This is a genomic window from Pseudoduganella flava (genome assembly GCF_007830495.1).
Classification (GTDB): domain Bacteria; phylum Pseudomonadota; class Gammaproteobacteria; order Burkholderiales; family Burkholderiaceae_D; genus Rugamonas; species Rugamonas flava.
This window is the reverse complement of record NZ_VLKW01000004.1, coordinates 128,655-150,786: the sequence shown is the minus strand read 5'-3', so window position 1 is coordinate 150,786 and position 22,132 is coordinate 128,655. Positions and strand designations below refer to the sequence as shown.

Here is a 22,132-nt window from a genome sequence, read left to right as displayed (position 1 = left end):
CAAAAAGGGAAGCGCGAGCTTCCCTTTTTTTATCCATGGCACCCGACACCGTCCCCTTCCTCACCGCGCTGCGCTACTGGCTGAAGCTGGGTTTCATCAGTTTCGGCGGCCCAGCCGGCCAGATCGCGCTGATGCATGCCGAGCTTGTCGAGCGGCGCCGCTGGATCTCCGAGCAGCGCTTCCTGCATGCGCTGAACTATTGCATGCTGCTGCCGGGCCCGGAAGCGACCCAGCTGGCCGTCTACATCGGCTGGCTGCTGCATCGCGCCTGGGGCGGTATCGTTGCCGGGGTGCTGTTCGTGCTGCCGTCGCTGCTGATCCTGATCGGGCTGTCGTGGGTCTACCTGGCGTATGGTCACGTGCCGGCGATCGCCGCTGTGCTGTACGGAATCAAGCCGGCCGTCGTCGCGCTCGTGCTGGCCGCCGCCTGGCGGCTCGGCAAGCGCACCTTGCGCAACGGCCCGCTGATCGCCCTCGCCTGCGCGTCGTTTGCCGCCATCGTGCTGGACGTGCCGTTCCCCGCCATCGTGCTGGGTGCCGCCGCGCTCGGCTGGCTGGGTGGCCGTCTCCGGCCGCAGGCCTTCGCGCCCGGCGGCGCGGGCCATGGCGGTGCGGCCGCCGGCTACGGCCCGGCCCTGATCGACGACGACACGCCGACGCCGGCCCACGCCCGCTTCGGCTGGCGCAGGCTGTTCGTCACGTCCTCGGCGGGCGCGGGCGTCCTGGCCGGCAGCTGGCTAGCGTTGGCCTGGGCCACCGGCATGCAACGGCCGCTGGCGCAGATGGGCTGGTTCTTCACGAAGGCGGCGCTGCTGACGTTCGGCGGCGCCTACGCGGTGCTGCCGTATGTCGTGCAAGGCGGCGTCGAGACGTATCACTGGCTGACGCCGGCGCAGATGATCGACGGCCTGGCGCTCGGCGAAACGACGCCCGGGCCGCTGATCATGGTGAACGCTTTTGTCGGCTTCGTCGGCGGCTGGACCCATGCGCCGCTGGGCAGCCTGGCCGTGTCGGGCATCGCCGGCGCCGTCGTGGCCACGTGGTTCACGTTCGTGCCGTCGTTCATCTTCATCCTGGCCGGCGGGCCGCTGGTCGAGGCGAGCCGCGGCGACATCCGGATGACGGCTCCCCTGACGGCGATCTCGGCCGCCGTGGTCGGCGTCATCGCCAGCCTTGCCGTGTTTTTCGGCCGGCATGTGTTTCATCCGGGCGCCAGCTGGGACTGGCCCGCCGTCGCGATCGCTGCCGTGGCGGCACTGGCGTTGCTGCGCTGGCAAATCGGCACCGTGAAGCTGCTCATCGGCTGTGCGATTGCTGGCCTCGTGCTATCGTAATGCCTGTGGAATCAACGCTTTAATGCAGTTTACGTAATGACCGAGAAGATCATCATCCTGTCCGACGGCCGCAGCAAGCCGCTGACGATCCCTGCCGACCTCGCCCCGCCGACGGGCGAGGTACGCGATCGCCTGGCGCGGCCGCTGCGCGACTTGCGCATCTCGATCACGGACCGCTGCAACTTCCGCTGCGTGTACTGCATGCCGAAGGAAGTGTTCGACAAGGATTACCAGTACCTGCCCCACTCGTCGCTGCTGACGTTCGAGGAGATCGCCCGCGTGGCGCGCCAGTTCGTCGCGCACGGCGTCGAGAAGATCCGCCTGACGGGCGGCGAGCCGCTGCTGCGCAAGAACATCGAGCGCCTGATCGAGATGCTGGCGCAACTGACGACCGTCGACGGCAAGCCGCTCGACCTGACGTTGACGACCAACGGTTCGCTGCTCGCGCGCAAGGCCAAGGCGCTGAAGGAAGCGGGCCTGCAACGCGTGACGGTGTCGCTCGATGCGCTGGACGATGCGACGTTCCGGGCGATGAACGACGTCGACTTCGCCGTTGCCGATGTGCTCGAAGGCATCGAGGCTGCGTACGATGCGGGGCTGGGGCCGATCAAGGTCAACATGGTCGTTAAGGCGGGCATGAACGAGCAGGAAATCCTGCCGATGGCGCGGCACTTCAGGAACACCCCGCACATCCTGCGCTTCATCGAGTTCATGGACGTGGGCGCGTCGAACGGCTGGAACATGAAGGACGTGATCCCGTCCGCCGAGATCGTGCGCCGCATCGGCGCCGAGATGCCGCTGGCCGCCATCGACCCGAACTATACGGGCGAGACGGCGGCGCGCTGGCGCTACACGGACGGCGGCGGCGAAATCGGTGTAATCTCCAGCGTCACGCAGGCGTTCTGCCGCGACTGCACGCGGGCGCGCCTGTCGACCGAAGGCAAACTGTACACCTGCCTGTTCGCGACGCAGGGCCACGACCTGCGGGCGCTGCTGCGCGAAGGGCACAGCGATGCCGAGCTGTCCGCCGCGATCGGCGAGTTGTGGCGCGTGCGCGGCGACCGTTATTCGGAGCTGCGCACGATTAACACGGACGGCCTGGCGCGCACGGCCGCGCGCAAGGTCGAGATGTCATACATTGGAGGGTGATTTGAGCAAGCACGACGCCACCGGCGCGATCCATGGACTGATCCTGGCCGGTGGCCGCGGCACGCGCATGGGCCGCGTCGACAAGGGCCTGCAGCCGTTCCGCGGCGCCACCTTGGCCGCGCACGTGCTGCGCCGCTTCGCCCCGCAGGTCACCGACGTGACGATCAATGCGAACCGCAATGCCGACGGCTATGCCGCCCTCGGCGCACCGGTGCTGGCCGACGAACTGACGGGCTTCGAAGGCCCGCTGGCCGGCCTGCAGACGGGCTTGCGGCACACGTCCGCGCCGCTGCTGGCAACGGCGCCATGCGACTGCCCGTTCCTGCCGGAAGACCTGGTGCAGCGGCTGCACGAAGCGCTCGTTGCGCAAGATGCCGACCTGGCGCTGGCCGTGACGATGGAAGCGGACGAAGCGGGCGCCGCGCACAAGCAGCCGCACCCCGTGTTCTCGCTGATGAAGACGAGCGTGCTGCCGCGCCTGGATGCCTACCTGGCGGGCGGCGGGCGCCGCATGGACGGCTGGCATGGCGGCCTGCGCGTCGCCGAAGTGCTGTTCACCGATGCGGCCGCGTTCCGTGACATCGATACGCTGGAAGACCTGCAGCGAGAGGAAGCCGGCGTCTCCGCTCCCCGCCTGGCCGACGTGACGGGCGCCCTGCCCGGCTACGACCCGCATGCCGTGCCGGTGCGCCAGGCGCAGCGGATCATCGGCGACTTCGTACGGCCCGTGCGCGGCGTCGAGAAGGTCGCGCTGCGCGCCGCGCTGGGCCGCGTGCTGGCCGCCGACATCGTGTCGCCGATCAGCGTGCCCGCCCACGACAATTCGGCGATGGACGGCTTTGCCTTTGCCGGCGATCAGCTGGACGACGTCCATCCCACCACGCTGGAAGTGATCGGCACCGTGTTCGCCGGCCGCAACGCCGGCCTGAAGCCGGAACGAGGCCAGTGCGTGCGGATCATGACCGGGGCCGTGATGCCGGAAGGCTGCGACACCGTGCTGCCGCAGGAACACGCCGCCGGCATCACGGAAGGCAGCGTGACGATCGCGCCGCAGAGCGTGCGCCCCGGCGACAACCGCCGCCACAAGGGCGAGGACCTGATGGAAGGCCGCGCCGCCCTCACGGCGGGCAAGCTGCTGCGTCCCGCCGACCTGGGCTTGATCGCGTCGCTCGGCATTGCCGAAGTGGCCGTGCGGCGCCGGCTGCGCGTGGCGTTCTTCTCGACCGGCGACGAACTGCGCTCGGTCGGCGAACCGCTGGCGCAAGGCTGCGTCTACGACAGCAACCGCTATACCCTGTACGGCATGCTGACGCGCCTCGGCTGCGAGGTGGTGGACATGGGCATCGTCAAGGACGACCCGGATGCATTGGAAGCGGCGCTCGTCGATGCGTGCGCCAGCGCGGACGCGATCGTCACGTCCGGCGGCGTGTCGGCCGGCGCGGCCGACTACACGCGCGACATCATGGCGCGGCTCGGCGAAGTGGCGTTCTGGACGATCGGCATGCGCCCCGGGCGGCCGATGGCGTTCGGCCGCGTGGGAGCGCATGGGCGCGACGCCTTCCTGTTCGGTCTGCCCGGCAATCCCGTGGCCGTGATGGTGTCGTTCTATTTCTTCGCCCGCCCCGCGCTGCTGCGGATGATGGGTGCCGACGCGCCGGCCGACTTGCGCGTGCAGGCCCGCTCGCTCGAGGCCATCCGCAAGAAGCCGGGCCGCACGGAATTCCAGCGCGGCATCCTCACCGTGGAGCCGGACGGCACGCGCAGCGTGCGCATCACGGGCTCGCAAGGCTCGGGCATCCTGCGCTCGATGACGGAAGCGAACTGCATCGTCGTGCTGCCGGACGAGCGCGGCAACGTCGCGGCCGGCGAGCCGGTCGACGTGCTGCTGTTCGAAGGGCTGGTCTGAAAAAGCTTATTTGGGCCGGTGGATCGCGCACAGCTTGTTGCCGTCCGGATCGCGCACATAGGCCAGATACATCGGCCCGAGGCTGCCGTCGCGCAGCCCCGGCGGCTGTTCGATCGACGTGCCGCCCTGCGCCACGGCCGTGTCGTGGAACAGCTTCACCTGCTCCGGCGATGCGCACTTGAAGCCGATCGTGCCGCCGTTCGCCGGGCACGCCGCTTCGCCGTTGATCGGCTCCGAGATGCAGAAGCTGCTGCCGTCGTGCCGGTAGAAATACCGCACGTGACCCGAGTCCGCCACGTTGCGCAGCGGCTGGCCCGCGCCCAGCGTGCCCAGCACCGCATCGTAAAACCGTTTCGACCGTTCGATGTCGGTCGCGCCGACCATTACGTGATTGAGCATTCCCGTCTCCTCTAGGTATTGTTGACTGAATCGTATTTTGCCATCGGTTGCGGCGCAAACAAACGCGCGTCCATCGTCTTCAGCCCGGCCGCGATGCGGGGCTGGAAATCCATCCGCGCGAGGATGTCGCGTTCGACATCGATGCCGGGTGCCACTTCGATCAGTTCCAGTGCCGGCTGGCCTTCCTCGCTGACGAGCCGGAACACGCAGCGCTCCGTGACGAACAGCGCCTGCTGGCCGCGCTCCAGCGCGACGACGCCACTGTAGGTGCGCTGCTCGACCTCGCGCACGAATTTGTGCGCCGCCCCTTCGCGCCGGATCGCCAGCCGTCCGCCGTCGAAGCCCACTTCCAGGTCGCCGGCCGTGAACGTGCCGACGAACACCACCTTGCGGGCGCTCTGGCTGATGTTGATGAAGCCGCCCGCGCCTGCCAGCTTGCTGCCGAAGCGGCTGACGTTCAGGTTGCCCTTGCCGTCCGCCTGCGCCAGGCCCAGCACGGCCACGTCAAGCCCGCCGCCGTCGTAGAAATCGAACTGGTAGGGCTGGTCGATGACGGCATCGGGATTGACGGTCACGCCGAAGTTCAGGCCACCGGCCGGCATGCCGCCGATGACGCCCGCTTCCGCCGTCAATGTGAAACGCTCGAGCGAGCCTTCCTCGGCGGCGACGGCCGCCACGCCTTCCGGCATGCCGATGCCAAGGTTGACGACGTCGCCGTCGGCCAGCTCCATCAGCGCGCGCCGGGCGATCACCTTGCGGGCCGACAGCGGCATTGGCGTCACGCCGTCCAGCGGCACGCGCAGCTCGCCCGCATAGGCCGGGTCGTACTGCGTGGCGAACGTCTGCATATGGTATTCCGGCCGCTCGGCCTGCACGACGTAGTCGACGAGGATGCCGGGAATGCGCACCTGCCGCGGCGGCAGCGTGCCGCGCGCGGCGATGCGCTCGACCTGCGCGATGACGATGCCGCCGCTGTTGTGCGCGGCCATCGCCAGCGCCAGCGCTTCGAGCGTCAGTGCCTCGCGCTCCATCGTCACGTTGCCGGCGCTGTCGGCCGTGGTGCCGCGGATCAGCGCCACGTGGACGGGGATCGCCTTGTAGAACAGCCACTCGCGCCCGCCCAGCGTCACGAGCTCGACGAGCTCCTCGGTGGTGCGCGCATTCACCTTGCCGCCGCCGTGGCGCGGATCCACGAAGGTGCCCAGGCCCACGTGCGTTAAGAGGCCCGGCTTGCCGGCCGCGGTATCGCGAAACAGCTGGCTGATGACGCCTTGCGGCAGGTTGTACGCTTCGATGCGGTTCTCGATCGCCAGCCGCTGCAACTGCGGCACCAGGCCCCAGTGGCCGCCGATCACGCGCCGCACGAGCCCGTCGTGACCGAAGTGGTTCAAGCCGCGCTCGCGGCCATCGCCCTGCCCCGCCGCGTACAGCAAGGTCAGGTGGCGCGGCGCGCCGGATGAGGTAAAGCGGTGCTCCAGCGCGACGGCGAGGTTTTCCGGGAAGCCCACGCCGACAAAGCCGCCGGTGGCGACCGTGACGCCATCGCCTATCTTGCCCACCGCCTCGGCACTGCTGACGACCTTGTTGCGATGGCACGGCATGGCAGCCTCCTCGTTGATTTTATTGGTCCCCGATATCCTCTTCGGCCGCGCCCAGCAGCATCTGCGCCGCCTCGGCGGGCAGCGCCTCGACGGATTTCAGCTTGCGCGCCATCTGCCGGCTGCGCACCTCGGCCGACTCGATGTTCTTCGCGGCCCGCTCCAGCGTCGTCTTGGTGGCCGCCAGTACGTCGCCGAACTTGGCGAATTCCGTCTTCACGGCACCCAGCACCTGCCACACTTCCGACGAGCGCTTTTCCAGCGCCAGCGTGCGGAAGCCCATCTGCAGGCTGTTCAGCAGCGCCGACAGCGTCGACGGCCCGGCGATGCTGATCCGGTTTACGCGCTGCAGCTCGTCCGCCAGCCCTGGGCGGCGCATCACTTCCGCGTACAGCCCTTCCGTCGGCAGGAACAGGATCGCGAAATCCGTCGTCTGCGGCGGGCACAGGTATTTGTCGGCGATCGTCTTCGCCTCGCCGCGCACGGCACGTTCCAGCTCGCGCCCGGCCAATGCGACACCCTCGGCATCGGCCCGCTCGGCCGCTTCCAGCAATCGCTCGTACTGCTCCTTCGGGAACTTCGCGTCGATCGGCATCCACACGGGCGCCGCGCCTTCCTTCTGGCCCGGCAGCTTCAGCGCGAATTCCACCCGGGCATTCGTGCCCGCCACCGTCTCGACGTTCTTCGCGTACTGGTCAGGCGTGAGCACTTGCTCCAGCAACATCTCCAGCTGCACCTCGCCCCACGTGCCGCGCGTCTTCACGTTCGTCAGTACCCGCTTCAGGTCGCCCACGCCCAGCGCCAGCTGCTGCATTTCGCCCAGGCCCTGGTGCACCCGTTCGAGCCGTTCCGACACCTGCCGGAACGATTCCGTCAACCGCGATTCCAGCGTGGCGTGCAGCTTCTCGTCGACCGTCTGGCGCATTTCCTCCAGCCGCGTCGAGTTATCCGTCTGCAAATCGCGGATGCGCGTTTCCAGCGTCATCCGCACTTCGGCCATGCGCCGCGCATTCGACTCCGTCAAGCCTTCGATCTGGCGGCGCATGCCGTCCAGCTGCTGCACGGTGGCCGCATGCGCCTGCGCCAGCGTGTGGCTCATTTCCTGGCGCTGCGCCTGGGCCGTGGCCTGCAGCTGCATCCGCACTTCCCGTTCGACACGTTCCAGGCGCTCGCCCAGGTCGGCGCCATGGCTGGCGCCGCTACCACGTAACAAAATGACAATCTGGACCGCGAGGATCGCCACGGCCAGCACCAGCAAGATATAGAATTCCATCCGACCTCAGTGAGCGCTGTTCAGTTCGCGCCGATCAATCCGCTTTATTGCGCATCCAGTCGGCCGTCTGGTAGAACGACTGCATCAGCCGCAGGCGCAGGTCCTCGTCGATGCCGACGTCTTCCATCGCCCACGCCATCGCCCGCAGCCACTGGTCGCGTTCGCTCGAGCCGACGGCGAACGGCAGGTGCCGCGCGCGCAGCCGCGGGTGGCCGAACTGTTCCTGGTACAGGTCGGGCCCGCCCATCCAGCCCGTCAGGAACCAGTACAGCTTGTCGCGCGAGCCGTCCGTGGACGGCGGATGCATCGCCCGGATGCCGGCAAATTCCGGCTCCAGTTCCATCAGGTCGTAAAACCGGTCCACCATGGCGCGCAGCTTGTCGGCGCCGCCGATGATGTCATACAGAGTGCGTGTTTCAGTCATAGTTGCCATCATAGCGCACCCCGCACATCCCGATTGATCCATATCAAGCCCGCTGACGATACCGCTCAACATGGCTGGGTTTGGTAGGAAGATGGTTGCTTGTTTCGAGTCAATTTCAACAGCCATGCGTCACGAAGTCTACGAACGCGCGGCCGGCGGCCTCATCGGCCGGCTGGTGCGGAGCCATCGCGGCGGCGAACGCGCTGCCGTCCAGGCCTTCGTCCTGGGCTGGCTCAGCGTGATCTTCCATCCGCTTTATTTCGTCCTGTTCACATGGGTGTTCCCGCAATCCTATGAGAGCCCGGCGGCGCGCGCGATCGGCACGCTGGTCGGCGCCGCCGGCATCGCCGCCGAACGGTTCGGCACCCGCTGGTGCGAGCTGTACGTGCCTGCCGCGCTGACGTTCCTGCTGCCGTTTTTCGGCACCTTCATGTTCCTGATGAATAACGGCACACCCGCCTGGGCGCAATGCCTGATCGTGATGATCGTCGCGCTGTTCCACTTCCCCACCGGCCAGGCGCTGCGCGCCTATTTCACCGGCACCCTGCTGGCATGCATCGCGGTCGTGCTCGAAGGCAAGGGCAGCGCGCTGCTGACCCAGGCCGTGCTGCAGCAGCTGCCGGTGCATTTCCTGATCATCGTGCTGCTGTGGGTGGCGCGCTTTTCCCGCAGCGCGCTGGAACAGGAAAAGCTGGCGGGCCTGGGCGAAGGGCTGGGCGCCGTCGCCCACGAGATGCGCACGCCGCTGGCCAGCATGGAGGCGAACGTGCGGGGGCTGACGCGGATGCTGCAGGCGCTGCCCACCGGCACGCCGGACGAAATCCGCCAGGCGATGACGCGGGTGCACTACGAGGTGCGCCACATGAACCACCTGATCGACCTGTTCCTGATGTCGGCCAGCGCCGTGCGGCGCCGCCTCGATCCATTCGAGACCGTGTCGATGGCCGATGCGGTGGAAGCGGTGATGCGGCGCTATCCGTTCACCAGTCCGGCGCAGAGCGAAGCGGTGACGGTGGAAGTGAAGCGCAACTTCCGCTTCGAAGGGCAGCACGAGCTGACCGTCGTCATCCTGCTGAACCTGCTGCGCAATGCATTGAAGGCGATCCACCGGGCCGGCAAGGGGCGCGTGCGGATCGTCGTCGATGGCAGTCGCCGCACCCCGCGGCTGCTGTTCATCGACACGGCCTGCGGCATCGCCGCGCGCCGCCTGCCGCTGATCTTCCAGCGCTTCTACGCCTACCCGGCGCACAACGGCACCGGCATCGGCCTCGCGCTGTGCCGCCAGATCATGCGCGCGTGGAAAGCCGACATCCGCTGCGTGTCGCGCGAGCACGCGTATGCGATCTTCGTGCTTGAATTTCCCGTCCAGCGTAGCACCCCGCCTGCAGGTGACACATGAGACTCCCCCTGATTTCCCATCCCACGACCGTGGTGCTGGTCGACGACAGCGATTCGTTCCTGAAAAGCCTGTCATTCCAGCTCGACCCGCTGCTGCCGAACAAGACGTTCCACGACACGGCCGTCGCGCTCGACTGGTTCGAACGGAGCACCCGCCGCGACGAGCTGCCGCTGCACGTCAACCACGACAGCCTGAACCAGACGCCCGACCAGCCGAACGTGGCCGTCGACGTGCGGCGCATCCACCGCATCGCCGAGCAGCCGCAGCGCTTCACGATTCCTTCCGTGCTGGTGGTCGATTATTCGATGCCGCAGATGAACGGCATCGAGTTCTGCGAGGCGCTGGCGCACCTGCCCACCAAGAAGATCCTGTTTACCGGGGCGGCGGACGAGAAGATCGCCGTCGACGCGTTCAACCGCGGCCTGATCGACCGCTACATCAAGAAGAGCGACGACGACGCGCTCGACCGCCTGGAACTGGAGATCAACGCGATGCAGCGCGCATTCTTCCTCGACCACGCGCAGACGCTGGCCGACCTGCTCGCGCTGCACGACTACAGCTTCCTGCGCTGCCAGGCGATGGCCGGTGTGGTGCAGGAGCTGTACCGGCGCCACGGCTTCGTCGAGCATTACCTGTATCCGAGCCCGGCCGGCATCCTGCTCTTCGACCGGTACGGCCGCGCGAAGCTGATGGTGATCGAAACGGAACAGGGCATGTGCGCCCAATACGAGGTGGCGCGCGACAACGACGCGCCCCACTCGCTGCTGCTGGCATTGTCCGAGCGGCGCGTGCTGCCGTTCTTCCCGCAGACGGCGGGCGACGGCATGTATTCCACGGAAGCGGGCGAGGAATGGCACCGCCACTGCCGCCCGCCGCAGATCTGCATGGGGCGCGAGAAGTACTACTGGGCGCTGTTCGACTTCCCCGGCCACTACCTGGAAGGCCCGCCCGCCCCGTTCGAGCAATACCTGAACGCCCGGCAGGCCGGCAGCATCAGCGCCGCGGGCGGCCTGCTGGCGTTTACCGTCTAGGCATTGCCTCCGCCAGACAGCAGCGGTGATGTTGGCGCATCATCCTGCGTCACGCAGCGTTTGCAACGGCGGGTGGCGCAGCACGTTGCGCAACCCCAGCCAGCCGCCGATCGCCGCGCACGCCGCACCGACCACCACGCCGGCCATCCATGCCGCCGGGCTGAACACCCAGTCGAACTTGAACTGGTACGTGGCCAGCCCCCAGCCCATCGCGGCCGCCCCCGTTGCGGCCAGCAGGCCGGACAGCGAGCCCACCAGCAGGAACTCGATCGTCTGCGCCTGCGACAGCTGGCGCCGCGTCGCGCCCAGCGCACGCAGCAGGCCTGCCTCGCGGGTACGCTCGTCCTGCGAGCCCATCAGTGCGGCATACAGCACCAGCACCCCGGAAGCCAGCGTGAAGCCGAACAGGAACTCGACGGCCTGGATCACCTGGTCGAGCACGGACTGGATCTGGCGCAGCACGCCGCCCACGTCGACCACGGTCAGGTTCGGATAATCGCGCGACAGTTGCGTGGCCAGCGCGGCGGCCTGCTTCGGCAGGTGGAACGCGGTGATCCACGTCTGCGGCGTGTCCGCCATCGCGCCCGGGTTGATGATGACGAAGAAGTTCACCCGCATCGAGCCCCACTCCAGCTTGCGCAGGCTCGTGATCTTCGCCTCGACGGGCGAGCCGGCGATGTCGAAGCGCATCGTGTCGCCCAGCTTCAGCCGCAGCGTCTTCGCCAGCCCTTCCTCGACGGACGCTTCCGCCGTGCCCGGCGCGTCCGTGTACCAGCGGCCCGCCGTGATGCGGTTCTGCGCCGGCGGCGCATCCATCGTCGACAGGTTGAACTCGCGCTCGGCCAGGCCGCGCGCCCGCTCGTCGGTATAGGTCGTGGCCGTGACCGGCGCGCCGTTGACGGCAGTCAGGCGGCCCCGGATCATCGGGAACAACGGCGCTTCCTTCACGCCGGCCGCCCGCAACGCGGCGCCGATCGGCTCTTTCTGGTCCGGCTGGATGTTGATGATGAAGTGGTTCGGCGCATCCGGCGGCGTGGCGCTGCGCCACGACGTCATCAGGTCCTCGCGGACGATCGTCAGCACCAGCAGCGCCATCAGGCCCAGCGCCAGCGACACCACCTGCACGACGGTGGCGCCGGGGCGCCGCTGCAGCGACGTGATCGCGAAGCGCCAGGCCGGATGCCTGACCGACGTGCGCAGCGTGCGCAAGCCCGCCAGCCCGGCCCACCCCGCCAGCGCGAACACGGCAAACGCGCCGACGAAGCCGAGCGCCGTGTACAGCGCCAGCTTCAGGTCGCCCGCCTGCCACAGCAGCAGCACGATGAAGGCCGCCAGGCCGAGGCCGTAGGTGGCCAATGCCATCGGCTGCGGCGGCGCCTGTTCGCGGCGGATCACGCGGTTGTGTGGGACGTTCCGCAGTTGCAGCACCGGCGGCAGCGCGAAGCCGGCCAGCAGCAGCATGCCTGTCGCCAGGCCCTGCAGCGCCGGCAGCCACGTGAACGGCGGCAGTTCCGTGCTGACGAGGCGGCCCAGCAGTTCCAGCAGCACGAAGTGGCTGGCGAAGCCCACCAGCACGCCCAGCAGGCTGCCGGCCAGGCCGACCAGCAGGAACTCGATCAGGTAGATGGCCGTCACCTGGTTCTGTGTCAGGCCGAGGCAGCGCAGCATCGCGCAGGCGTCCAGGTGGCGCAGCATGAAGCGGCGCGCGGCCATCGCGATGGCCACCGCCGCCAGCATCGCCGACAGCAGCCCCACCAGCGACAGGAAACGGTCGGCGCGCTCGAGCGTCGCGCGCATCTCCGGGCGGCCGTCCTCCAGCGTATCGATGCGGATATTGCGGGCCCGGCCCGCCTTGATCTCGGCACGCAGCCAGCCGGTGTAGGCATCGACCGCCGCGCGGCCATCCGGCCCCTGCCCGGCGGCCAGCAGGCGGTAGGTAACGCGCGAGCCCGTCTGCACGAGATTCGTGCGGTCCAGCTCGTCGCCACGCAGCATCACGCGCGGCGCGAAATTCATGAAGCCCGTGCCGCGGTCCGGCTCGGTGGCGATCAGCTGGGCGATGCGGAACGTGGCGTCGCCCAGCCGCACGTCGCCGCCGATCCGGACATTCAGCGCGCGCAGCACGGCCGCGTCGACCCACACGGTGCCGGGCGCGGGAATGTCGGCGGCGGGCGTGCCGACGCTGTCGGCCGCCTGGTCCGGATCCGTCGTGATCTTCACGCGGCCGCGCAGCGGGTAGCCGGCGCCGACGGCCTTCAGCGACGCGAGCACGGATTGTGCGGCCTCCCCTTCGCCCGCCTGCGCCATGCTGGGGAACACGGCCGTATCGGCCAGCACGAGGCCGCGGCGCAGCGCCTCCGCCCGCCACTGCTCCGGCAACGGCCGGTCGCCGGCAACGACGAGGTCGGCACCGAGCAGCTGGTGCGCGTCACGGTTCAGGCCCGCACGCAGCCGGTCGATGAAGAAGCCGGCCGCCGACAGCGCGGCCACGGCAACGATCAGCGCCAGCAGCAGGAAACGCAGCTGGCCCGCGCGCCAGTCGCGCGCGGTCATCCGGAGGGCTTGCCGGAACATCGTCAGACGACGTCGAACGCCGCGAAGTAGGCGTCCACCTCGGCCAGGTATTTGTCCTTCTCCGCCTGCGGCAGGAACGAGGCGGCAAAGCTGTTCTTCGCCAGCTGGTGCGCGTGCTGCAGGCCGAGCGGCAGCGATTCGAACGCGGCCACGTAGTTGGCGTTGACGTAACCGCGGAAGTACGCCGGGTCGTCCGAGTTGACGGTGGCGACCAGGCCCGCGTCCAGCAGCTGCAGCAGATTGTGCTCGCGCATGTGGTCGAACACGCGCAGCTTGATGTTCGACAGCGGGCACACGGTCAGCGCCATCTTCTCGGATGCGATGCGGCGCGTCAGGTCGACATCCTCCAGGCAGCGCACGCCGTGGTCGATGCGCTCGACGTGCAGCAGGTCGAGCGCGGCGCGGATATAGGCCGGCGGCCCCTCCTCGCCCGCGTGCGCGACGAGATGCAGGCCCAGCTCGCGGCAGCGGGCAAACACGCGCTCGAACTTCTCCGGCGGGTGGCCCACTTCGGACGAATCGAGGCCCACGCCGATGAACTTGTCGCGGTAAGGCAGTGCCGCATCCAGCGTGGCAAATGCGTCTTCCTCGGACAGGTGGCGCAGGAAGCACAGGATCAGCGTGGCGGAGACGTCGCTGTCCGCGCAGGCGCGGTGGATGCCGTTGATCACGTCGCCGATCGGCACGCCGCGCGCCGTATGCGTCTGCGGGTCGAAGAAGATTTCCGTGTGACGCACGTGATCGGCTTTTGCCTTGGCCAGGTAAGCCGCTGTCATGTCATAGAAATCCTGCTCCTTCAACAGTACGCTGGCGCCGGCATAGTAAATATCGAGGAACGATTGCAGGTCGTGGAAGTCGTATGCGGCACGCAGCGCGTCGACGGAGGGATACGACAGCGGCACGCCGTTGCGCTGGGCCAGCGCGAAGATCAGTTCCGGTTCGAGCGAACCTTCGATGTGGATGTGCAGTTCGGCCTTCGGCATGTTCTGCACGATGTGGAGTAGTTGAGTGTTCATTCAGGTTCCCAGGTTGGCGGAGGTTTGCCGCATCTTAGCGCAAGATCAACCGTTTTTTCAGAGTCCCTTGGAGCGCACGGTTTGCGGCGCGCCCAGCACGGCTTTGGCAACCATGCTACTGTGACGTAAAGCATGAAGAAATTGGCAACAATGTGCGGAGGGGCGCTATGAGAAGTGTCAAACGTGCGCGCGTTTTTCCTTGTGAATCAGGGCGTTAAAGATGAAATTGACGATGCCGGATAATCTTTTGACTTCCTGCACCATTAGCGCAATAATCAATTTCAACAGCGTAAGATGCGTTACGACGTACACACACGCAAGCCGGCACCCACCCGCAGCACGGCCAATAAAAAACTCGGCTCACCGGCACGCGCAACGCGTGCCAAAGTCAGAAGCCGAAGACAAAAATAACAAATCAAAAAGGAGTTTGCACCCAGGATCAGGCCGACAGCCTTTCAGCGACGACTGCCGACCACAGTAAGGGTGCCGGGAATACCGCCGCACGCTGGCTGGTTCGCAGTGCGGCGCCCCGGCACCCGTGACGAGTAGGTTTACATCAGAGGACATGCATATGACCATCTTTGACAACTACGCAGCACGGTACGAGCGCACCCGGGAAGAGGAAATGTCCCTTTCCGAATATCTTCAGCTTTGCAAGAAGGATCGGCTTACCTATGCGACGGCGGCGGAACGGATGCTGGCCGCGATCGGCGAGCCCACGCTGGTCGATACGCGCAACGATACCCGGCTGTCGCGCATCTTTGCCAACAAGGTCATCAAGATCTACCCTGCGTTCCGCGAGTTCTACGGCATGGAGGAAGTGATCGAACAGGTGGTGTCCTACTTCCGGCACGCCGCGCAGGGCCTGGAGGAACGCAAGCAGATCCTCTACCTGCTGGGTCCGGTCGGTGGCGGCAAGTCGTCGATCGCCGAGAAACTGAAGTCGCTGATGGAACAGGTGCCGTTCTACTGCCTGAAGGGTTCGCCCGTCAACGAGTCGCCGCTTGGCCTGTTCAACGAGCAGGAGGATGGCGTGATCCTCGAAGAGGACTACGGCATCCCGCGGCGCTACCTGCGCAGCATTCCCAGCCCGTGGGCCGTCAAGCGCCTGCACGAGTTCAACGGCGACATCAACCAGTTCCGCGTCGTCAAGCGCTACCCGTCGATCCTGAAGCAGATCGCGATCTCGAAGACGGAGCCGGGCGACGAGAACAACCAGGACATCTCTTCCCTCGTCGGCAAGGTCGACATCCGCAAGCTGGAGGATTACGCGCAGGACGATCCGGACGCGTACAGCTACTCCGGCGGCCTGTGCCTGGCGAACCAGGGCCTGATGGAATTCGTCGAGATGTTCAAGGCGCCGATCAAGGTGCTGCACCCGCTGCTGACCGCCACGCAGGAAGGCAACTACAAGGGCACCGAAGGCTTCGGCGCGATCCCGTTCGACGGCGTCGTGCTGGCGCACTCGAACGAGTCCGAGTGGAAGAGCTTCCGCAACAACCGCAACAACGAGGCATTCCTCGACCGGATCTACATCGTCAAGGTGCCGTACTGCCTGCGCGTGTCGGACGAGGTGAAGATCTACGAGAAGCTCTTGCGCAACTCGTCGCTGGCCGAGGCGCCGTGCGCGCCGGGCACGCTGCGGATGATGTCGCAGTTCGCCGTGCTGTCGCGCCTGAAGGAGCCGGAAAACTCGTCGATCTTCTCGAAGATGCTCGTCTACGATGGCGAGAACCTGAAGGATACCGATCCCAAGGCGAAGTCGATCCACGAGTACGTCGACTACGCCGGCGTGGACGAAGGCATGAACGGCCTGTCGACCCGCTTCGCGTTCAAGATCCTGTCGAAGGTGTTCAACTTCGACTCGACCGAAGTGGCCGCGAACCCGGTGCACCTGCTGTACGTGCTCGAGCAACAGGTCGAGCGCGAGCAGTTCCCGCCCGAGACGGAACAGAAATACTTCTCCTACATCAAGGAGCACCTGGCACAGCGCTACGTGGACTTCATCGGCAAGGAAATCCAGACGGCCTACCTGGAGAGCTATTCCGAATACGGCCAGAACATCTTCGACCGTTACGTGACGTTCGCCGACTTCTGGATCCAGGACCAGGAATACCGCGACCCGGACACGGGCGAGAGCTTCGACCGCGAGGCGCTGAACGCCGAGCTGGAGAAGATCGAGAAGCCGGCCGGCATCAGCAATCCGAAGGACTTCCGCAACGAGATCGTCAACTTCGGCCTGCGCGCCCGCGCCAACAACGGCGGCAAGAACCCGGCATGGACGTCCTACGAGAAGTTCCGCACGGTGATCGAGAAGAAGATGTTCTCGAATACGGAAGAACTGTTGCCGGTCATATCGTTCAACGCGAAAGCTTCCGCCGAGGACGCCAACAAGCACGCCGACTTCGTCGCCCGGATGGTGGAAAAAGGCTACACCGCCAAGCAGGTTCGGCTCTTGTGCGAGTGGTATCTGCGCGTGCGGAAGTCGTCGTAAGCCCGCCGGTGCCATAATAGGCACCGACAGGGAATTCGGTTCACAGCAGTGGTTCGCGCCGCCCGCCTGCGGCGCGGCGCGAACCCACCGCAGGAGGTACTTCTTTGGCTTATCTCATTGACCGTCGTTTGCAAGGCAAGAACAAGTCCGCGGTCAACCGCGAGCGGTTCCTGCGGCGCTACAAGGCCCAGATCAAGGACGCGGTCGGGCGCGCCATCAAGGGCCGTTCCATCACCGACATTGAAAATGGCGAGAAGGTATCGATTCCCGTCAAGGACGTGAACGAGCCTTCGTTCGGGCACGCCCATGGCGGCGTGTGGGAAGTCGTCAATCCCGGCAACCAGGAATACCAGAAGGGCGACCAGATCGCCCGGCCCAAGGGCGGCGGCGGTTCCGGCCGCGGCAAGGCGGGCAACAGCGACCAGACCACCGAGGACGATTTCATCTTCGAGCTGTCGCGCGAAGAATTCATGAATTACTTCTTCGAGGACCTGGAACTGCCGAACCTCGTCAAGACGCAGCTGACCGCCACCACCGATTTCAAGACGCAGCGCGCCGGCTACACCGTCTCCGGCACGCCCAGCAACATCCACGTGCTGCGCTCGTTGCGCGGCGCCCTCGGGCGGCGCATCGCCGTCGGCGGCCCGTCGCGCAAGGCGCTGGCGGAAGCCGAGATGGAACTGGAAAACCTGCTGGAGAACGAGGTGCCGCTGGACGACTTCCGCGTCGTCGAGCTGAAGAAGAAGATCCACCACCTGCACACGCGGCTGCTGGCAATTCCGTTCATCGACCCGTTCGACCTGCGCTACAGCAACCGCGTCAAGGTGCCGAAACCGATGACGCAGGCGGTGATGTTCTGCATCATGGACGTGTCCGGCTCGATGGACGAGCAGCGCAAGGACACCGCGAAGCGCTTCTTCATCCTGCTGTACCTGTTCCTGAAGCGGGTGTACGACAAGATCGACGTCGTCTTCATCCGCCACCACACGGCGGCGGCCGAGGTCGACGAGCATGAGTTCTTCCACTCGCGCGAGTCCGGCGGCACGGTCGTGTCGTCGGCACTGAACCTGCTGAACAAGATCATCGACGAGCGCTACGGCGCCGGCCAATGGAACAGCTACGTGGCCCAGGCCTCGGACGGCGACAACTGGGACAACGACTCGGTGCTGTGCCGCCAGCTGCTGGTCAACACGATCATGCCGAAGGTGCAGTACTACACGTATGTCGAGATCACCGACGGTCCGCCGCAGAACCTGTGGGAGCAATATGCGCAGGTGCCGGACCACCACCGGCACTTCGCCATGCAGAAGATAGTCACGCCGGCCGATATCTACCCGGTGTTCCGCGAACTGTTCAAGAAGCAGCCCAAATAATGAACCAGATGATGAAGCGACCGCCCCACCCGCGCGCGCTGCCGGAGCAGTCGGAATGGACGTTCGAGCTGATCGAACAGGCGCACGAGGAAATCAAGCGGGTGGCCGAGAACTTCGGTCTCGACACCTATCCGAACCAGCTGGAGATCATCACGGCCGAGCAGATGATGGATGCCTACACGTCCGTCGGCATGCCCGTGTCGTACAACCACTGGTCGTTCGGCAAGCACTTTCTCGCCACCGAGAAAGGATACAAGCGCGGCCAGATGGGCCTGGCGTACGAGATCGTCATCAACAGCAATCCCTGCATCGCCTACCTGATGGAGGAAAACAGCCTGACGATGCAGGCGCTCGTGATCGCGCACGCGGCCTATGGCCACAACTCCTTCTTCAAGGGCAATTACCTGTTCCGCACGTGGACGGACGCGGATGCGATCGTCGACTACATGGTGTTCGCGAAGAACTACATCGCCGAGTGCGAGCAGCGCCACGGCATCGACGCCGTCGAACTGCTGCTCGACTCGTGCCATGCGATCCAGAATTATGGCGTCGACCGTTACAAGCGGCCGGCCAAGCTGTCGCTAGCCGAGGAACAGCGGCGCCAGAAGGAGCGCGAGGCCTACCTGCAGTCCCAGCTCAACGAGCTGTGGCGCACGGTGCCGAAGAGGATGGAGGAGGAAACGATCGCCCAGGCCCCCAGCCGCTTCCCGCCGGAGCCCGAGGAGAACCTGCTGTACTTCATCGAGAAGTACGCGCCGCTGCTGGAACCGTGGCAGCGCGAACTGGTGCGCATCGTCCGCAAGATCTCGCAGTACTTCTATCCGCAACGCCAGACCCAGGTGATGAACGAGGGCTGGGCCACGTTCTGGCACTACACGATCCTGAACCAGTTGTACGACGAGGGCATCATCGGCGATGGCTTCATGATGGAATTCCTGAAGAGCCATACGAACGTCGTCTACCAGCCGCCGGTGCACAGCCCGTACTACAACGGCATCAATCCGTATGCGCTCGGGTTCGCGATGATGACCGACATTCGGCGCATTTGCGAGAACCCGACCGATGAAGACCGCGAATGGTTCCCGGATATCGCCGGCAGCGACTGGCGCAAGACGCTGGACTTCGCGATGCGCAACTTCAAGGATGAAAGCTTCATCGCGCAATACCTGTCGCCCCGGCTGATCCGCGACTTCCACTTCTTCGCCGTGCTCGACGACGACCGCAACGAGAAGCTGTCGGTCTCCGCCATCCACGACGAGATGGGCTACCGCTACGTGCGCCAGCAGCTGGCCGACCAGTACAACCTGGGCAATCGCGAGCCGAACATCCAGGTCTGGTCCGTCAATACCCGGGACGACCGGGCGCTGACGCTACGCCATACGCAGTTCAACCGCCGCCCGCTGAACCAGCAGGCGCACGAAGTACTCAAGCACGTGGCCCGCCTGTGGGGCTTCGACGTGCACCTCGATACCGTCTCTCCTGAGGGCAAGCTGATCAGCACCCTCGAATGCAAGCGCGAGAAGCGCGGGCGCCTGGTCTGACCACCTACGGAGCTGGCCGGACCAGCTCCGCTCTTCCTTCTCCCCGTTCTGTAGTGAAGTTTCAAGCTTGCTTTTTTTGCACGGCGGTGCGCCGCTGGGCCCGCAAATTGCATATACTGAGCAGGAACGGTAACGCTCCCATTGTTATCAAAAGGGAACTTTTGGTACCAAATTTTTCATTGGCTCTGGGGCGAGATGGACTGAGAAAATTCTGTTTTTTTGGTAATGAGAAAACATCAGGACACTCGTCCGGACGCCCGCACAAGGGTGGCCCGGAACGCCCCACGACGTGCGCCAAAATGGTGCGCAGCAGCACGTAAGAGCATGAAATTTAACCGGTTTTTTGGGGTCAAAATTCTATGTAAAATGAAGAATTCGTATGTATAATTCGCCGACGTCCCGGATGCGGCTGTAGCTTTGTGTCGCCATTTTGGGGTTCAAGTAGAGTAGGTATTGGAGAAAGCAGGCATGAATTTTAGTGATAACGGGAAGGTCAAGAAGAACTATACCGGCATCGTGGTAGTGGTGGCCTTGCACTTGTTGGCTGCTTACGGGATCGTGTCAGGCTTGGGCAAGCGGATGATCAACAAGATGATCGAGCCGGTTGAAACCAAGATCATCGAGGAGGTCGCTCCGCCACCGCCGAAGGAGCTGCCACCGCCGCCTCCACCGCCGGAAATGAAAGCGCCTCCGCCGCCGTTCATTCCGCCGGTTGAAGTGAACGTACAGCAACCGCCGCCGCCGCAGAACGTGATCGCCAACGCGACCAACGTCAAGCCGGCAACGAACGAACTGGCTAAACCGGCACCGCCGGCACCACCTGCACCGCCCGCGCCTCCGGCCCAGTCCGTCCGTATCCCCGCAGTGGCTGACTTCAGCACCTGCGCGAAGCCGGAATGGCCGAAGTCGTCGCTGCGTAACGAGGAGACGGGTACTGTTACCCTGTCCTTCCTGATTGGAGTCGACGGCCGCGTCGTCGAGTCCAAGATCGTGAAATCCAGTGGCTTTAGGGATTTGGATAAGGCCGCGGTGGTTGGTATCGGCAAGTGCAAGTTCAAGCCGACCATGGTTGACGGCAAGCCGGAACAAGCGTGGATGCAAATGCAATACGTCTGGACGCTGGAATAACCCGAGACAGCTCTACCGTCTCATTTAGTAATTTTCGTTGTCGTTACGTTCAGCGAACTGATCTTTTATCAATTTGGAGGAAGCATGTTTAAGAATACCCGTTTGTCCGCTGTACTGGCCGCTGTGCTGTTCTCGGTGACCGCAGCAACCGCCCTGGTGAGCGCGCCGGCCATGGCCGACGCTCCTGCCTCGGCAGCCGCTGAAGCGCCAGCAGCCGCTCCGGCAGCGGATGCGGCCGCAGCACCTGCAGCAGCACCTGCCGCCGACGCAGCCGCTCCGGCAGCCGCTGCCCCGGCAGGCAAGGAAGAAGTGGAAAACCCGTTCGGTATCAAGGCAGTCTGGGAATCGGGCTGGGTGCCGCGCGGTACGATCATCATCATGTCGATCATGTCGATCGGCTCCTGGTACATCATCATCACCAAGCTGCTGGACCAGATGAAGATCATGCGTCAAGCTAAAGAAACGTCGGCCAAGTTCTGGAAAGCTTCGTCGGTTGCCGCTGGCACCGCCACGCTGTCGGAAGGCTCGCCGTTCCGCTTCATCGCTGAAACCGGCACGAAGGCATCCGCTCACCACGACGGCGCCCTGCTGGAACAGATCGACCTGTCCACCTGGGTGACGATGTCCATCCAGCGCGCTGTCGACAAGGTCCAGTCCCGCCTGCAAGACGGCCTGTCCTTCCTGGCAACCGTTGGTTCGACGGCACCGTTCATCGGTCTGTTCGGTACGGTGTGGGGTATCTACGGTGCACTGACCAACATCGGTATGACCGGTAACGCGTCGATCGACAAGGTTGCAGGTCCGGTCGGTGAAGCACTGATCATGACGGCATTCGGTCTGGCAGTCGCAGTTCCGGCCGTTCTGGGCTACAACTGGCTGGTTCGTCGTAACAAGTCCGCAATGGAAGAAGTGCGTTCGTTCTCCGCTGACGTGCACTCCGTGCTGATCTCGGGCGCGATGTCCACGGCTGACTCCGCTGCTCGCTCCGCGAAAAAAGTAGGCTAATACCATGTCGATGTCCGTAGGCTCCGATACCGGAGGCGATGATGCAGTGATGTCGGAGATCAACACGACGCCCCTCGTGGACATCATGTTGGTTCTGCTGATCATCTTCCTGATCACCAGCCCGGTCGTTCTCAAACTGCAGAAGATTCAGCTGCCGGAAGAGATCAACCAGGCGATCCAGACGAAGCCGGAGAATGTCAACATCGTCGTGAACAAAGATGGTGACATCTACTGGAATCAGAAGAAAATGCGGGACACGAATGAGTTGTTCGATTTTCTGAAGGTCGAGGCAGTGAAGGTACCGCAACCCGAAGTGCACGTACGCGGCGACAAGGACGCCAAGTACGAGTCGATCGGCCGCGTGATCTTCACCACCCAGCGTGCTGGCATCCAGAAGGTCGGTTTCATCACCGAACCGCCTGACAAGATGTAAGGCCCCTGCCCGGCCGATTGAGCAGTCATCTGCCGGCCGGGCAGTCTTTCAAAAG

General features: G+C 65.1%; 16 protein-coding genes and 1 pseudogene. 11 read left to right on the top strand and 6 right to left on the bottom strand.

The features are described 5' to 3' along the window. Positions 1-35: 35 nt before the first annotated feature. The 3 genes from chrA to moeA are packed head-to-tail and all read left to right on the top strand — an operon-like array spanning position 36 to position 4,389. Complete coding sequence (gene chrA, locus IP92_RS12355; RefSeq protein WP_145875174.1) at positions 36-1,334, top strand: chromate efflux transporter; 1,299 nt, start codon at positions 36-38, stop codon at positions 1,332-1,334. A 36-nt stretch (positions 1,335-1,370) separates the two neighbouring features. Beyond that, entirely contained in the window at positions 1,371-2,483 is a 1,113-nt protein-coding gene (moaA, locus tag IP92_RS12350) for a GTP 3',8-cyclase MoaA (RefSeq protein WP_145875172.1), read from the top strand. Position 2,484: 1 nt separating this feature from the next. Continuing rightward, complete coding sequence (moeA, locus tag IP92_RS12345) at positions 2,485-4,389, top strand: molybdopterin molybdotransferase MoeA (RefSeq protein ID WP_260071012.1); 1,905 nt, start codon at positions 2,485-2,487, stop codon at positions 4,387-4,389. A gap of 6 nt (positions 4,390-4,395) precedes the next feature. Here moeA and IP92_RS12340 read toward each other — a convergent pair whose 3' ends face one another. The 4 genes and pseudogenes from IP92_RS12340 to IP92_RS12325 all read right to left on the bottom strand — a co-directional run bounded on the left by IP92_RS12340 (position 4,396) and on the right by IP92_RS12325 (position 8,092). Next, positions 4,396-4,788, bottom strand: a complete 393-nt coding sequence (locus tag IP92_RS12340; RefSeq protein ID WP_145875169.1) for a VOC family protein — start codon at positions 4,786-4,788, stop codon at positions 4,396-4,398. Positions 4,789-4,829: 41 nt separating this feature from the next. Further along, positions 4,830-6,389: pseudogene (locus IP92_RS12335) on the bottom strand (acyl CoA:acetate/3-ketoacid CoA transferase); the annotation flags it as partial. Between the two features lie 19 nt (positions 6,390-6,408). Beyond that, positions 6,409-7,659 (bottom strand): DNA recombination protein RmuC, encoded by a 1,251-nt coding sequence (locus tag IP92_RS12330; protein ID WP_145875165.1) that lies wholly within the window; start codon positions 7,657-7,659, stop codon positions 6,409-6,411. Positions 7,660-7,693: 34 nt separating this feature from the next. After that, positions 7,694-8,092, bottom strand: a complete 399-nt coding sequence (locus IP92_RS12325) for a group II truncated hemoglobin (RefSeq protein ID WP_145875895.1) — start codon at positions 8,090-8,092, stop codon at positions 7,694-7,696. Positions 8,093-8,207: 115 nt separating this feature from the next. Here IP92_RS12325 and IP92_RS12320 point away from each other — a divergent pair, with 115 nt between their 5' ends. Both IP92_RS12320 and IP92_RS12315 read left to right on the top strand, forming a co-directional pair. After that, on the top strand, positions 8,208-9,482 hold the full coding sequence (locus tag IP92_RS12320; protein ID WP_145875163.1) for a sensor histidine kinase: 1,275 nt from the start codon (positions 8,208-8,210) through the stop codon (positions 9,480-9,482). Then, positions 9,479-10,513: a response regulator gene (locus tag IP92_RS12315; RefSeq protein ID WP_145875161.1), complete on the top strand. Its 1,035-nt coding sequence runs from the start codon at positions 9,479-9,481 to the stop codon at positions 10,511-10,513. The genes IP92_RS12320 and IP92_RS12315 overlap by 4 nt, the downstream gene beginning before the upstream one ends. A gap of 39 nt (positions 10,514-10,552) precedes the next feature. On the opposite strand, the gene IP92_RS12310 is transcribed toward IP92_RS12315, so the two are convergent. Both IP92_RS12310 and IP92_RS12305 read right to left on the bottom strand, forming a co-directional pair. Continuing rightward, a complete protein-coding gene (locus IP92_RS12310) occupies positions 10,553-13,087 on the bottom strand; it encodes an ABC transporter permease (protein ID WP_145875159.1) in 2,535 nt (844 codons plus the stop codon). A gap of 2 nt (positions 13,088-13,089) precedes the next feature. After that, a complete protein-coding gene (locus tag IP92_RS12305; protein ID WP_145875157.1) occupies positions 13,090-14,103 on the bottom strand; it encodes an adenosine deaminase in 1,014 nt (337 codons plus the stop codon). Positions 14,104-14,674: 571 nt separating this feature from the next. On the opposite strand from IP92_RS12305, the gene IP92_RS12300 reads away from it, so the two are divergent. From IP92_RS12300 to IP92_RS12275, 6 genes are all read left to right on the top strand, one after another. Next, the gene (locus tag IP92_RS12300; protein WP_145875155.1) at positions 14,675-16,597 is read left to right on the top strand and encodes a PrkA family serine protein kinase; all 1,923 of its coding nucleotides are present in this window, start codon (positions 14,675-14,677) and stop codon (positions 16,595-16,597) included. A gap of 104 nt (positions 16,598-16,701) precedes the next feature. Further along, the gene (locus IP92_RS12295; protein WP_145875152.1) at positions 16,702-17,970 is read left to right on the top strand and encodes a YeaH/YhbH family protein; all 1,269 of its coding nucleotides are present in this window, start codon (positions 16,702-16,704) and stop codon (positions 17,968-17,970) included. Further along, the gene (locus IP92_RS12290; protein WP_307724852.1) at positions 17,970-19,511 is read left to right on the top strand and encodes a SpoVR family protein; all 1,542 of its coding nucleotides are present in this window, start codon (positions 17,970-17,972) and stop codon (positions 19,509-19,511) included. The genes IP92_RS12295 and IP92_RS12290 overlap by 1 nt, the downstream gene beginning before the upstream one ends. Positions 19,512-19,979: 468 nt before the next feature. Further along, positions 19,980-20,639, top strand: coding sequence for an energy transducer TonB (locus IP92_RS12285; protein WP_145875150.1), 660 nt, complete (start codon positions 19,980-19,982; stop codon positions 20,637-20,639). An 84-nt stretch (positions 20,640-20,723) separates the two neighbouring features. After that, positions 20,724-21,644: a MotA/TolQ/ExbB proton channel family protein gene (locus IP92_RS12280; RefSeq protein WP_199271926.1), complete on the top strand. Its 921-nt coding sequence runs from the start codon at positions 20,724-20,726 to the stop codon at positions 21,642-21,644. A gap of 4 nt (positions 21,645-21,648) precedes the next feature. Continuing rightward, positions 21,649-22,077, top strand: a complete 429-nt coding sequence (locus tag IP92_RS12275; RefSeq protein WP_145875148.1) for an ExbD/TolR family protein — start codon at positions 21,649-21,651, stop codon at positions 22,075-22,077. The last annotated feature ends 55 nt before the right edge of the window (positions 22,078-22,132 follow it).

What these genes read in the sequence shown, in the direction of transcription:
- chrA (WP_145875174.1), top strand. Translation starts at nt 36, where the DNA reads ATGGCACCCGACACCGTCCCCTTCCTCACCGCGCTGCGCTACTGGCTG.
- moaA (WP_145875172.1), top strand. Translation starts at nt 1,371, where the DNA reads ATGACCGAGAAGATCATCATCCTGTCCGACGGCCGCAGCAAGCCGCTG.
- IP92_RS12340 (WP_145875169.1), bottom strand. Translation starts at nt 4,788, where the DNA reads ATGCTCAATCACGTAATGGTCGGCGCGACCGACATCGAACGGTCGAAA.
- IP92_RS12330 (WP_145875165.1), bottom strand. Translation starts at nt 7,659, where the DNA reads ATGGAATTCTATATCTTGCTGGTGCTGGCCGTGGCGATCCTCGCGGTC.
- IP92_RS12325 (WP_145875895.1), bottom strand. Translation starts at nt 8,092, where the DNA reads ATGGCAACTATGACTGAAACACGCACTCTGTATGACATCATCGGCGGC.
- IP92_RS12320 (WP_145875163.1), top strand. Translation starts at nt 8,208, where the DNA reads ATGCGTCACGAAGTCTACGAACGCGCGGCCGGCGGCCTCATCGGCCGG.
- IP92_RS12315 (WP_145875161.1), top strand. Translation starts at nt 9,479, where the DNA reads ATGAGACTCCCCCTGATTTCCCATCCCACGACCGTGGTGCTGGTCGAC.
- IP92_RS12310 (WP_145875159.1), bottom strand. Translation starts at nt 13,087, where the DNA reads ATGTTCCGGCAAGCCCTCCGGATGACCGCGCGCGACTGGCGCGCGGGC.
- IP92_RS12305 (WP_145875157.1), bottom strand. Translation starts at nt 14,103, where the DNA reads ATGAACACTCAACTACTCCACATCGTGCAGAACATGCCGAAGGCCGAA.
- IP92_RS12300 (WP_145875155.1), top strand. Translation starts at nt 14,675, where the DNA reads ATGACCATCTTTGACAACTACGCAGCACGGTACGAGCGCACCCGGGAA.
- IP92_RS12290 (WP_307724852.1), top strand. Translation starts at nt 17,970, where the DNA reads ATGAACCAGATGATGAAGCGACCGCCCCACCCGCGCGCGCTGCCGGAG.
- IP92_RS12285 (WP_145875150.1), top strand. Translation starts at nt 19,980, where the DNA reads ATGAATTTTAGTGATAACGGGAAGGTCAAGAAGAACTATACCGGCATC.
- IP92_RS12280 (WP_199271926.1), top strand. Translation starts at nt 20,724, where the DNA reads ATGTTTAAGAATACCCGTTTGTCCGCTGTACTGGCCGCTGTGCTGTTC.
- IP92_RS12275 (WP_145875148.1), top strand. Translation starts at nt 21,649, where the DNA reads ATGTCGATGTCCGTAGGCTCCGATACCGGAGGCGATGATGCAGTGATG.